This window comes from Flagellimonas alvinocaridis (assembly GCF_965248585.1).
GTDB classification, from domain to species: domain Bacteria; phylum Bacteroidota; class Bacteroidia; order Flavobacteriales; family Flavobacteriaceae; genus Flagellimonas; species Flagellimonas alvinocaridis.
In genome coordinates this window covers 1,697,494-1,710,928 of sequence record NZ_OZ252111.1, presented here as the reverse complement: position 1 = coordinate 1,710,928, position 13,435 = coordinate 1,697,494, and the positions used below count along the sequence as shown (strand labels likewise).

Annotated in this window: 12 protein-coding genes; 5 read left to right on the top strand and 7 right to left on the bottom strand. The window is 42.5% G+C overall.

Going from position 1 to position 13,435, the window contains the following annotated elements; genetic code table 11:
• Positions 1-201: 201 nt before the first annotated feature.
• Positions 202-483 carry a hypothetical protein gene (locus ACP14V_RS07820; RefSeq protein ID WP_272610055.1) on the bottom strand — a complete coding sequence of 94 codons (282 nt, stop codon included), beginning with the start codon at positions 481-483 and terminating at the stop codon, positions 202-204.
• A gap of 380 nt (positions 484-863) precedes the next feature.
• Between ACP14V_RS07820 and ACP14V_RS07815 the strand changes: the two genes are divergently transcribed.
• From ACP14V_RS07815 to ACP14V_RS07795, 5 genes are all read left to right on the top strand, one after another.
• Positions 864-1,556, top strand: coding sequence for a hypothetical protein (locus ACP14V_RS07815; protein ID WP_272610054.1), 693 nt, complete (start codon positions 864-866; stop codon positions 1,554-1,556).
• Positions 1,557-1,615: 59 nt separating this feature from the next.
• Positions 1,616-2,239, top strand: coding sequence for an FISUMP domain-containing protein (locus ACP14V_RS07810; RefSeq protein ID WP_272610053.1), 624 nt, complete (start codon positions 1,616-1,618; stop codon positions 2,237-2,239).
• 95 nt (positions 2,240-2,334) lie between these two features.
• Positions 2,335-3,972: a serine hydrolase gene (locus tag ACP14V_RS07805; protein ID WP_272610052.1), complete on the top strand. Its 1,638-nt coding sequence runs from the start codon at positions 2,335-2,337 to the stop codon at positions 3,970-3,972.
• Positions 3,973-4,494: 522 nt separating this feature from the next.
• Entirely contained in the window at positions 4,495-5,199 is a 705-nt protein-coding gene (locus tag ACP14V_RS07800; protein ID WP_272610051.1) for a hypothetical protein, read from the top strand.
• 251 nt (positions 5,200-5,450) lie between these two features.
• Positions 5,451-5,858 (top strand): thiol-disulfide oxidoreductase DCC family protein, encoded by a 408-nt coding sequence (locus ACP14V_RS07795; protein WP_272610050.1) that lies wholly within the window; start codon positions 5,451-5,453, stop codon positions 5,856-5,858.
• A 6-nt stretch (positions 5,859-5,864) separates the two neighbouring features.
• On the opposite strand, the gene ACP14V_RS07790 is transcribed toward ACP14V_RS07795, so the two are convergent.
• The 6 genes from ACP14V_RS07790 to aroC are packed head-to-tail and all read right to left on the bottom strand — an operon-like array spanning position 5,865 to position 13,258.
• Entirely contained in the window at positions 5,865-7,721 is a 1,857-nt protein-coding gene (locus ACP14V_RS07790) for a CPBP family glutamic-type intramembrane protease (RefSeq protein ID WP_272610049.1), read from the bottom strand.
• A 54-nt stretch (positions 7,722-7,775) separates the two neighbouring features.
• Positions 7,776-8,948 (bottom strand): flavohemoglobin expression-modulating QEGLA motif protein, encoded by a 1,173-nt coding sequence (locus ACP14V_RS07785; protein WP_272610048.1) that lies wholly within the window; start codon positions 8,946-8,948, stop codon positions 7,776-7,778.
• Positions 8,945-9,772 carry an N-formylglutamate amidohydrolase gene (locus ACP14V_RS07780; protein ID WP_272610047.1) on the bottom strand — a complete coding sequence of 276 codons (828 nt, stop codon included), beginning with the start codon at positions 9,770-9,772 and terminating at the stop codon, positions 8,945-8,947. The genes ACP14V_RS07785 and ACP14V_RS07780 overlap by 4 nt, the downstream gene beginning before the upstream one ends.
• A complete protein-coding gene (gene gshB / locus ACP14V_RS07775) occupies positions 9,765-10,796 on the bottom strand; it encodes a glutathione synthase (protein WP_272610300.1) in 1,032 nt (343 codons plus the stop codon). The genes ACP14V_RS07780 and gshB overlap by 8 nt, the downstream gene beginning before the upstream one ends.
• A 15-nt stretch (positions 10,797-10,811) precedes the next feature.
• Positions 10,812-12,137, bottom strand: coding sequence for a dicarboxylate/amino acid:cation symporter (locus ACP14V_RS07770; RefSeq protein ID WP_136566944.1), 1,326 nt, complete (start codon positions 12,135-12,137; stop codon positions 10,812-10,814).
• A gap of 56 nt (positions 12,138-12,193) precedes the next feature.
• Positions 12,194-13,258 (bottom strand): chorismate synthase, encoded by a 1,065-nt coding sequence (gene aroC, locus ACP14V_RS07765; protein WP_272610046.1) that lies wholly within the window; start codon positions 13,256-13,258, stop codon positions 12,194-12,196.
• Between the last annotated feature and the right edge of the window lie 177 nt (positions 13,259-13,435).

The window sequence follows — 13,435 nt, the reverse complement described above, 5'->3', positions numbered from 1 at the left end:
ACGAGAAATCCCACTGATGTCTCGACTGCGCTCGACATGACAGATCCAATACAATCTGTGATAATTTGTGCAATTCGTGTCGGAAATCCAAAAAAAAATAGATTTCTCACATTCCCTTAGCTCCCTCGCAAGCTCGGGACAGGGGTTCGAAATGACCACCAGCCTCCTGACCCCTAATTCATAGCTCCTAAATCCTAAAAATCACTCCGTGATCTGTTCCAGGCACTCCCACAGCCCCTTGATGTTGAAAAGGGCATCCTTTTCCGCCTCATCCAAGGGTTCATGGGTATGGTACAGGGTGGTGTCATGCACCAATTTTAGGGCCTTGACCAATTCCGGGGCATCCAGGTAATGGGTGTACTCCAGCAATTTTAACTGGGCCGGGCTCAATAAAGTAACATGTGTTGGGGCGCTTGGCGCCGTGTCCTCGGTACCGCCACCTTTGCAGTGTGGGCAGTTTTTTTGACCATCTCGTGTTGACATACGTAAGAAGATTAAAAATTAAACAAAGAGGGAAGGTCACCGTCAACACATTCCAAGCAATGCTCAGATAGGTCTCGGGACTTGCACCCGTATGCCTTCCCAGTTTCTTTTGTTTAAACCGATTTTGAAGTTTTCGCATTGCGAGATTGTTAAAATGTGTTGACAGGGCAAATATACACTTTAAATGCAATGCAGTTGATAACTCTTTGAAATCGTTTGGATTAAAGGGTTGGTTGTAAGAAAGGAACGGGGGATATTTAGGGGTTAAACTATAGTTGGTAATGTAATAACTCTTTTAATTTTTGTATTCAAATTGTATGTCGAAACCAATCTGTAAGCTTTGCAAACAAGAAAAAAACTTAATTAAGAAATCCCACATTATGTCGGAATTTCTGCATAAAGATATGTTCGATGAGCATCATAAGTTGATTGCTTTTGATCCTAAAGAACTCTTGAAAAAGAATCCTAGAATTTCTAGACCATCTTCTGGAACATATGAAGGTGGACTTTTATGTGAAAAATGCGACAATGCTATTATTGGGAAATATGAAACCTATGCATCAAAGCTTTACAATGAAAAGCTAAACAATGCTGATAAAATTCGTTGCCATTATTCTAAATCAATTGACAATATAAAAGTGTTGGAATTGTCCAACATAAATTACAGCTCATTCAAATTATTTCTTTTGTCGCTTCTATGGCGAGCAAATATATCTAGTAGAGATGAATATAGAGATGTTAATTTAGGTCCATATGGAGAAAAGATTAGGTATGCAATTCTAAATGAAGACTCTGGAAATGACTTGGACACAATAATTACTATTACCAAGCTAGACCCTGCTGCTAATTTCTCAACTTTTATTGGTCAACCTAGACGGCACAAAATTGGGCAATCAACTTCTTATTCAATAATTATTAATGGATATATAATCGTTTATCACTTAAAAGAGAATGATATTTCAGAAAAGGCAAAACATCATAGACTAAAGGAAGATGGTACTCTTACCATATTAGAAGTACCAAAAAATAGAGTTGAACCTTTCGTAATGAAGTATATTGGGGCTGTCGAATAATTCCCCCACTCCCGCAAGGTCATATCTTGTGGCCCTGTAAAACCAAAACCTGACCCACTATGAGGATACAGCACATTTTCATCTTAATTTACACCCTACTTTTTGCCTGCGCGGGAATTGCACAATCCACAGGCACCTTTACGGACCCGCGCGATGGCCAGACCTATACGACCATCAGTTTTAAAAACGCTTCTACGAGTAACACCCATACCTGGATGGCCCAAAACCTCAACTATAAAATGCCGGGCAGTTACGCGTATGAGGACAATGAGGACAACCGGAAAGAACTGGGCCTGCTCTACACTTGGGAAGCAGCAATAAAAGCCTGCCCCTGCGATTGGCATTTGGCAACGGATACCGAATGGTCCCTACTGGTAGACCAATTTGGCGGTATGGATAAGGCCGGTGAAGCCCTAAAAAGCACCAATGGCTGGAAAGAAGGTGGAAATGGCACCAACAGCAGTAGGTTCAATGCGCTTCCGGCGGGTATTCGCAGAAACAATGGTTATGACGTCTTGGGGTATTTCGCTTTCTGGTGGTCGTCCACTCCTACCGGTGTAAATGGTAAAGTATGGGGATGGGACATCAGTTATGGCGGCCCTGACATGTCCATCAAATCTAAAGTGTTCCGGTACGATGTCAAAACCCTTGGTGGACTCTCGGTTCGTTGCGTCCGGGATTGACGTATTTTGAGTTGTCCAATGAACATTCTAATAACAAAAGATGGTATCTTATGGGCACTAATACCAAAACTAGACGGGAATTAAATCCATCAATCATGAAAAAAACCTTGACTACCATTCTTGCAGCCTTCTTTTTTCAAGTTGTCCTGCCCCAAAACCCAAGTGCGCAATTTGATTCGCTCATGACCCAAGTTTTCAAGGCCGATGGCCCCGGTGCCGTGGCCTTGGTCGTAAAAGACGGTAAGGTATTGTACCGCAAGGCATTTGGAATGGCCAACATGGAACTTGGCGTGAAAATGAAACCCGAAAATGTTTTCAGGATAGGGTCCATCACCAAACAGTTTACTGCGGCCGCTATTTTGAAACTTCGGGATGAAGGAAAATTGGGTTTGGATGACGACATCACAACATATATCAAGGACTACCCTACACACGGGCATCAAATCACCATAAAACATTTACTGACCCATACTTCTGGAATCAAGAGCTACACCGGAATGGAAACTTGGGATGCCGAAGTCCGCAAAAAGGACTTTACGCCCATTGAATTGATTGATTTCTTCAAGGACCAGCCCATGGACTTTGACCCAGGGGAAGAATGGCGGTACAACAATTCAGCCTATTTTATCCTCGGCCATATCATCGAGGTGGTTTCCGGCACAACGTATGAAACCTATATTGACAGCTCCTTTTTCAAACCCCTGAAAATGACCAACTCCTATTACGGTTCACCTTCGAGGATCATCACGGATAGAGCGTATGGGTATGACAGAAGGGATGGTGAGATTATCAATGCCGATTTCCTGAGCATGACACAACCCTATGCGGCAGGATCGTTGCTTTCAACGGTAGATGATCTCTACGAGTGGTATCGCGCGGTCATGGAGGACAAAGTAATCTCCAAGGCTTCGCGTATCGAGGCCCAATCTACCTACCAACTAAACAATGGTGAAAAAACCGGATATGGGTATGGATGGGCCATTGGCAATATTCAAGGAAGCCCCATGATATCCCACGGCGGGGGAATCAATGGGTATTTGACCAGTTCCATGTTCTTACCTGCAGAGAAACTTTTCGTAGCCGTGTTTTCCAATTGCAACTGTAACCCTCCCGGGGATATCGCCACAAAAATGGCGGCAACGGCCATTGGAAAGCCCTTTTCTTGGACACCGATAACCCTATCGGAAGATGTTATGAAAGGGTACGAGGCGGTATATGGGCCTGAGAAGGAAAACCAACGTATCATCACCTATGAGGATGGACAACTTTTCTCCATGAGAAGCGGGGGAGGTAAATTTAAAATATCCCCTTTTGAAAAAGACAAGTTCTTTTTTGATGGTGGTGGGGTAACCACGCTTCATTTTATCCGGGATGCCAACAATAAGATCGTTTCAGTCACTGCAAAAAGTACGGGTTATGACTCGGATTTGAAACGGACCGATACGCCCATTCCATCCATAACCCAAATAGAGCTCGATGATTCCGTTACCGACACATACCTTGGGAAATATGAACTGGCCCCGAATTTCATCATCTCAATCTTCAAGGAAGATAACAAGGTGTTCGCCCAAGCCACCGGACAGGGAAAAAATGAAATCATCCCATTTGAAGAGAACAAATTCAGTTTGGTGAATGCGGACATCAAGCTAACTTTCAATAAGGATGAAAATGGGAAGGTGAACAGTTTGACCCTACATCAAGGGGGCAACCATGAAGCCAAAAAAATAGAATGATAGTCCCTACTCAAGGGACATTTTAACATGAGGAGGGAAACGATGATTGAGAAATCCCACTGATGTCTCGACTGCGCTCGACATGACAGCCCCTATTACAGTTCATGAAAATTGGTGCAATTCGTGTCGGAAAACCAAAACGCAGATTTCTCACGCTCCCTTCGGTCAGTTCGAAATGACCACGAGGCCCTGAACGTCATTTCGACAGAGTCCAGATGGTAATCGGGACGACGAGAAATCCCACTGATATCTCGACTGCGCTCGACATGACAGCCCCTATTACAGTTCGTGAAAATTGGTGCAATTCGTGTCGGAAATCCAAAAAAAAGTGGATTTCTCACACTCCCTTCGGTCAGTTCGAAATGACAGGCCCATTACAGTTCGTGAACATTTGTGCAATCCGGGTCGGAAAGTCAAGAGCCATAGGCTTCTGTCTATAAATAACTGTTGGTAATTCGCTTAGAATGTACGAACTTGCCCGTCTCCCCCAGCAGCTATTTCATAATCAAGCCATTGTAGGATATGAAAGCCTCGTCAGAAAATCAATATTTCGCCTTTTCGGCCATTTGGTTTATCCTAATCGTGTTTTGGGGATTTGCCCCTTCTTTCTATCTCTCCAAATATTTTGACAACCCAGAACCATTGCCCGTTCATCTGGTGGTGCATGGAATTTCATTTACTTTGTGGGTTTTACTGTACGCTGCGCAGGTGTTTTTGATCCGGGTTAAAAACTACAAAACACATATGGCCTTGGGCGTAATGGGTGTAGTGATCATGGCTGCCATGATACCTACGGGTCTTTTTCCGGTGGTCTACAAAGCCTATGCGGGTACCAATACGGTAGATGCAGCCGGACACAATGTGTTTCGGTTACTTTCTGCATACATCTTGTTTGTTCTGGCATTTGTCTACCGAAAAAAAGCTTTTTTGCATAAGCGCCTGATGCTCGGCTGTATGGTAATGTGCACCAGTGCTGCAATTTTTAGGGTATCCTTTGACCTGCAACTACAGGAAAGCCAACTGTTCAACAAAGGGGTACAGATGTTCCCCGCTTTGGTTTTGTTCGGCTTTGATTGGGTAAAGCACAAGAAAGCGGTATGGGTAGATTTGGTTTCCCCCATACTTGTTTTGGTTATCTTCTTCTTGGCCGATTATTTTTGGTTGTCCCCGATTGGGGCTGGTTTTATGGATATCCTCATTGCCATTTTTGTGAAACCCTTCCTGTAAGACTCCGTATGTCATTTCGATATGAGGAGGAAACGACGATTGAGAAATCCCATTGATGTCTCGACTGCGCTCGACATGACAGCCCCTATTACAGTTCGTGAAAATTGGTGCAATTCGTGTCGGAAAACCAAAACACAGATTTCTCACGCTCCCTTCGGTCAGTTCGAAATGACCATAAGGCCCGCAACGTTATTTCGACATGAGGATAAAAACGACGACTAAAAAATCCCAAACCTTCGTATCTTTGTACCGTGGAAGAAAACAAAAAAATAATCCTATTTGATGGTGTCTGCAACCTTTGCAATGGCGCAGTTCAGTTTGTGATCAAACGGGACAAGAAAGATGCTTTCCGCTATGCTGCCCTGCAAAGCGAGATAGGTGAAAAATTATTGAAGGAGCGCTCCATTGACACCAAAGTGGTGGATTCCATTATCCTAATTGAGCCAGGCAAGGCGTACTATACCAAATCGGATGCCGCACTGGAAATTGGTCGCAGTTTTGGTGGAGGTTATGCTCTTCTGGCCATATTTACTTGGATTCCCAAGTCCATTAGAGATGCTATTTATGACTTTGTGGCCCGTAACCGTTACAAATGGTTCGGAAAGGAAGAATCGTGCATGATTCCCACACCTGAACTAAAGGCAAAGTTTTTGGGTTAATCCATCTTAAATTGAGTTTCTCAACAAAAAATAGACCAAGGTCAAGACAAAGAAGTTATTTACAATATGAAGGATAATGCCGGTCAATAGCCCTCCAGTCCTTTTTGCATAATATCCGGTTACCAATCCAAAAATGAAATAATACACGAACATCTTGAAGTTAAAATGTACCATGGCAAACATTGAGGCCTGTATGATATTTGCCCCTGTAAAACCAAGATGCTTTTCAATAGAGCCCAATACCACTCCCCTAAATATGACTTCTTCGTAGATAGGTCCAACAAGAGCAACTATGAAAACCCCTACCAAGAAACCGTGTGTTTTTAAAATGGCCACAATCTCGGCAGTAGCATTTAAAACCATAGTGGATAAATCCACAGGATCCAAATCCACAAAAAGTCTAAGCGTTTTTAATATCGTCAAGTTGATGATAAAAAATACAACACCTAGTCCCAAAGAACTCCATATAGACAGCTTTGAACTATAAATGGGCCTCAGAGCATCCTTTTTTAGAATAGTAAGGGTTCCAATGGCCATGAAGACCACATAGGCTATCATGCTATTGGCCAAAAGAGTTTTGTCCTCGACAGGTTCCTCATAGACAATGGTCAGATCAAAAAGGACGTTCATGCTTTCCTCATAATAAAAAATCAAGGAAAGTAAGTATTGGCCCACTAGATAAACGAAACTTATAATCCAAAAATGTTTTAGCCCCCAATTAAAGTTCAATTGAGATTGTGGCTGGCGTTGCTTCCATCCATTGTACCACTGGGTAAAATTATATATGGGCAAAACCCATAAATAGGGAAGCAGTACTAGTACTAAAATGGAAAGTATCAAAAGAAATAAATGATACAACTCCGAGAAATTCCATGGTAGTAAAGGGTCTTTAAGAAAAAGTCGCAGTCTTTTAATGGCAAGAAAATCGTCCAAATCATTTTCTGCTTGGAGTATACGATAAGAAGTTAGTGCAGTTTTCGGATAGGAGTATTTTAAATCATGGTTGAACAAAGCCTGCAATTTGGATATTTTGTTCCATTCATTGATAGTATCTTTTATCAAGAACGTTCTGGCCACATCAAATTTCTCCAAATCCACCATTGCCTTGGCCATTTCTGCATTATCAATGAACGTTGAATCTTTTCTCCCTACTTCATCAAACAATCGAAGTGCCTTTTTGGTTTCACCCAAATCTATTAGAAGTTGTGCCTTGTTACTCAACGTCCATATGGTGGTATCTTTATCCAAACTGTGGAGCAATTCTGATTTTGCCCGTTCCAAATTGTCCTGTTCTTTGTGGATCAATGCTAAATCGTATGACAAATCCAACTGTTCATCTTGACTTTTGGCTTCGTAGTAGTATCGCAATGCCAAAAGATTGTTATCATCACTATAATAATAGTCGCCAAGCATTTTGTTAATGGATGCGCGCTCAGTTTGTGACCACTCTAGGGGGTTATCTTCAATGGCACTTTCCGCTTGTTCCAATACACCCAACCTTTTTTCTCCATAAAGATTTTCCGCTCTGTATATCAAAACCTGTGGATGGTGCGGAAACCTACTGAACAATTGTGCTATACATTCTTCGGTTTCATCATATTTTAGATTGTACCCTTCATACTCATCATAGTATGAATTTCCAATAAACTTACAGCGTTCCAAATATGAAACCACATCTTCTGGATGGGCTTCGATGTAAGCATCATAAAGACCCAATATTCTTTGAAAATCTGTGTCTTTTGCATTGTTCAGCTTTAGAACATAATACTCATGACTGCCTTTCTCACCAAAACTTGGAATCTCTTGGGAAAATGTATGAACACTATAAAACAGTAGTAGTATAAAGAAGAGAGGTCTGCACATGGGATAAAGTTGGTATGATATTAGCAAGTCAAAATATTTGCTATTTTGAACAGGTCATTTCAGGTTGTTCAGGATAAAATCCAAGGTTTTGTTGGTGTTCAATTTTTGGTCAAAGGAATAACTCTTGTGGGCAATGGGCTGCGATAGGCCCAAACTTTTCAGATATTGAATGGTCTCCTCATAATCCAACGACACTTTTCCAGTGAGCAGCACATCCATACCCTCTTCTTTTTGATAGCGCTTGTATATTTTCCGAAGCCCGCTGAGGTACAATCGGTCTTTGGTAAAGCCCCCTCCCCTATGAGCCCGGAGGGTAATACTAAAAGCATCATCCCGGTTGAGCTTGTATTGCCCATGAATCAAGTCGAAAGTGTCCGCAAAAGAATAACCCTTAATTAAACTGTCAGCGGCCAACACCCTGTATGCCAATTCTTTTAACCGTTTTAAGGTCAATGCCCCTCCCATATATTCACTAAAAACTGCCAATCCTTCCTGGGTCTCTACATTTTTGGGCAGACCGTTGGAAAAAATCTTCAAAGGCTGTTGCAAACCATTGTAGGTAGTGACCAAGTGCACACCAATTTCATGGTTGGCCAAAGTCAATAACTGATTCTTGCTGAACTTGGTGTTCTTTTTGATCAAAAGTGACTGGGAACTGTTACTCACCATAGCCTCCGCAGCAATATTGGTGGAGAACTTAATATTCAACGGAAAATCGTACTGCTTTACAAAATCTTCAAAATAGGAACGGGCCTCTTCAGCAGAAAACACTTTTTCCATATCCGAGACCATGGGTTCATCCCCAAAATGGAGAATGAAACGTGCATTTTGCACATCTTTTTCGGTTGGGGTACCATAAACCCGAAGCGAGTTGTAATAAAAATTCTTGCCTTTACCAATGGTTTCTATGCACTGTACCATGTTGGAATAGTAATAAATGACCTCTTGGTACAATTTTCGGATTCTGTCATCCGAGATTCGCTCTAAGCGCTGGGAGAAGAACAGCCTATGCAATTTATAGGGGTCGAACTTAAGCTTGGGGTACTTAAACTCGGGCTCAATGGTGTATTTTGAAGCAAAGAAGCGGTTTTTCTCCTTTTCAATATTTAATGGGTTAATATAGCTCAACAGCTCAATACGGCCTACCAAACGATCCAGATTGGCATCAATTTCAAATAGGTCGCCATATTCCCTAGCCAATTGCTGTGTTTCCTTTTCTCCTATCATACGTTCGCCTTTTCAAAAGCAGTTACCATTTCAGGAATCAAAATCTTTAATTGTCGCTCTACGGCCCAAACTACTTCGGGAAAAATTATCCCGGTATGCTCATCACAATAGATTTTCGAGATTTCAGTCGCCAAAACTAAGGTATTATTAAATTCGTGGGTTATAAATTTTAGAAAATGGCCATTCCCTTGGAAGGTATCATTGATTTTTGAAGTGGACGGTGTTCCATGAGGAAGCTCAATCGTCTGTAATCTTTCTCTCCACAGTTCTGCCAATCCCCCAAATCGCTCATTGTCAATATTGGAAGTACCCAAATTCCAAACCGGCACTTCCCGTTCCCAGCGCTTCCAGTTGTAGCTGTGCATATCAAACACCAACACCTTGGGGAACTTGGACTCCAGCTTGTTGACCAGAGCATGCACCACTTTGTAAAAATTGTGATGTTTTTGAAGGCTTATCTCCCGTTCGATTTCCGATAAAGGGGTTTTCCACAACTGTTTGCCCCAAGCATCGGTATAGATTGCCGTTTCTTCCGGTCGGTTCAGGTCGTACTCGAACCTACTATCGCGCCCGGCAATTACAATAGGATGGAATTGTATCATTTGCTTGGTGCAGGGGTCTTCCTCGTACCATCGTTCATACTCAGTATGCATACAATTGTCCCACAGCGATTTTCTGAATTGGTGTCCATCATGAACAGCACCACAGATGTAAGGGACATACCCATCAATCTTTAGGGTAAAGGAATAGTCTTCAGAAACGGCCTCAAAACATTCTTCGTTGTTGATGCGAAGAATAATGTCATCAATGCTGCACCTAAGCATTTTCAACTTCGTTACGTAAACGTGACCTACGGTCAAAAGCGGTCAGCTTGTCCACAACCTTACTTTCGATAAAATCAATGACCTTGGTCTGCACCTTGGTTTTATAGGCTTTATTGATGTAGGTAATGCCTCCAGGGGACATGACATTCACCTCCACCAATTTACCGCCGATTACATCAATGCCCACAAAGTAGAGTCCATCGTTTACCAATTTGGGACCGATCTGCTTACACAAAGCCTTTTCCTGTTTAGTAAGGGTGTGCTTGGCCACAGAACCACCGGCCGATACATTGGAACGATGATCATCCGAACCAGGTATCCTTCTCATAGCTCCAATGGGCTCTCCATTAAGCAGTAAAATACGGATATCCCCTTGGTCCGCACCTTGAATGTATTCTTGAAGTATGACGTAGTTAGAAGTTCCATCTGAGTTGGTTACATAAAAATCCAACAACGAGTTAATGTTGGACATAGCTGATTTTTCAATAAGGATTACTCCAGAACCCCCATAACCGTTCAAGGGCTTTAAAATCATCTTGTCCGCAGTTGAGGCTTTAATCTGTTGGATTAGATATTTCTTGTTTTTGGACACATGGGTCGCTGGGATGATATTGCTATGGCTATCCCCAAAAGCGGCCGTGTACAACTTATTATTGGCCTCTCGCAATCCTTGCAGTGAATTAACAATGAACACATCATCCTTTACGGAATCCAAAAAATTAAGCATCAGGGGATCCAAGGGAGGATTAGCTCGCATAAATATTACATCAAATCCTGCCAAAGGAAGCATTTCTTCGCGCGTACTGGCCTGCTTGTAGAAGGTTTTCGGACTACTGGAAATCTTTTCCTGCCTATTGATCACAGTACAAAAAGCGCTGGTAACACTGTTCCTAATGGTTAAATTGGCCGGCGTACACAAAGCCACGCCGTGCTTTCGTCTTACACATTCATGGATCAAGGCCAAACTGGTATCGTTTTCCGGATTGATCTGATCCCACGGATACATTAAAAAACAGATGTTCATCACAGTATGTTTTTGTTATTTTACTTCATCGTAATTGTCGTCCCATTCTTCAACATGTGGGTCTCCGAGCTTATCAACAGATTTGGCTACCACCATGGAAACAGTGGCATCACCTGTCACGTTCACAACAGTTCTGCACATATCCAAAGGTCTATCCACTGCAAATATCAAGGCTAGACCTATGGCCAATTTATCTGCGGGGAAACCGATTGATTCCAGTACAATCACCAACATTACCATCCCCGCACCAGGTACGGCGGCAGAACCGATAGAGGCCAATAGAGCCGTTAACACTATGGTCAATTGATCGGCAAAAGTGAGTTCAAAGCCAAGAGCTTGTGAAATGAAAACAGCGGCGACTCCTTGGTAAAGACTTGTCCCATCCATATTGATGGTAGCCCCTACCGGCAACACAAAGCTGGACACTTCTTTATCCACACCAATGTGTTCTTCCACTCTTTCCATAGTTACAGGCAGGGTTGCGGCACTGGAACTGGTAGAGAAAGCCAAAAGTTGGGCCGGACTTATTTCCTTTAAAAACCAAAAAGGGTTTTTCTTGGTAAAAGTAGATACCACAACAGCGTAAAAAACTATCATAAGAGCAAGCCCCAAAACCACGACACCGGCATATTTCAATAGGGCCAATAACAAATCAGGGTCACTCGAGGAGACCACAACCGCCGCCAATAGTGAAAAAACAGCATAAGGAGCAGTAAGCATGATCAAATCCACCATTTTTAGGACCACATCATTGAGGGAATCAAAGAAATCCTTTAAGGGTTTTGCCTTTTTTTCCCCTATCAATAACATGGAAATCCCCAAGAAAATGGTGAAAAAGATGACCTGTAGCATCAAGCTATTGTCACTCATGGCCGACAGAGCATTATCCGGGACCATGTCTACCAAAAACTGCAACGGACCGCTGTCCTTTTGTCGCGAAGCTTCTTCCAACTTGGAGGTGACCCCTGCATCATTCGCATAGGTTTCGGTAAGCTTGGTTACCGTTTCTTGGGAAATCCCTTTTCCAGGGCGTACTGTATTCACCAATATTAAACCAATGCTAATGGCCACTACAGTTGTGATGATGTAGATGCCTATGGTACGTAAACCTATATTCTTAAACTTGGAAATATCTTTGAGGTCCGAAATCCCCTTCACCAATGAAGCAATGATGAGTGGAATGGCAATCAACTTCAGCAGTTTCACAAAAACGGTTCCCAGAGGCTGGATCCAGTCAGAAACAAAATCATTTCCCCAGTCCACGAGGGTCATTCCAAATCCAAACAATATCCCCAAGAGCATACCGATAAGGATTTGCCAGTGCAGTTCAAGTTTACGCATATTTACTTTTTAGGAAAGTAATATACTATTTTTGATGGGAAACGCCGTAAAGCTGGTTAGATTTTGTTGGATCGGGCCAATAGCGTATAATCTGCCAGGACCAGAGCAGCCATAGCTTCCACAATGGGAACAGCTCTTGGAACAACACAAGGGTCGTGCCTACCTTTACCCTGGGTAGTCACTTTTTCCCCTTCTTTATTTATGGTGTCATAAGCCTGAAGTACCGTGGCAACAGGCTTAAAGGCTACACTGAAATAGATATCCATTCCATTGCTGATACCACCTTGGATGCCGCCGCTACGATTGGTTTTTGTGGTGCCGTCCGTATTATAAGCATCGTTGTGTTCGCTGCCCTTCATCTTCACACCATCAAACCCACTACCATATTCAAAACCTTTCACTGCGTTGATGGACAACATAGCTTCCCCCAATTTGGCATGGAGTTTATCAAAAACAGGCTCTCCAAGACCGATAGGTACATTTTGGATAACACAGGTAACCACTCCACCAATGGTATCGCCTTCTTTTTTAATGGATTTGATGTATTCTTCCATCCGACTTGCCATTTCCATGTCTGCACAGCGCACTGGATTGGATTCGATTACGGAAAAATCGAGCTGATCATAGCTCTTCTCCAACTTAAGCGCCCCAACTTGGGAAACATATGCCGTAATCTTAATGTCCTTCAACAATTGCTTGGCGATGGCTCCAGCCACTACCCTACTTGCTGTTTCCCTGGCCGAGCTCCGACCTCCTCCACGATAGTCACGAAAGCCGTATTTCCGATCATAGACATAATCGGCATGGGACGGGCGGTATGAATCCTTGATGTGAGAATAATCCTTGGATTTTTGATTGGTATTCCGAATAGCAAAACCAATAGGTGTTCCCGTGGTCTTTCCTTCAAAAACACCAGAAAAAAACTCCACCGTATCTGGCTCTTTGCGTTGGGTAACTATGGCCGACTGCCCAGGCTTTCTCCTGTCCAACTCCTCCTGAATCATTTGCAAGTCCAATTCAACACCTGCAGGGCAACCATCAATGACCCCGCCCAAGGCAACACCATGTGATTCCCCAAAAGTGGTCAGTCTAAAAAGTTGTCCAAAAGAATTCCCAGCCATCCGGTATAAAATTTAAGAATTTCAAAGGTAGATGTTAAAAATCGAATTCAAAAACAACCCAGCCACTTAATGTTATTGTAACAAATTGCTTTTCTGGTTGATGATTATTTAACGATATGCTCATGAAATATTGATTTGAATTTGATTTTAAGTTTATTCCTACATCCTTAATTTGTA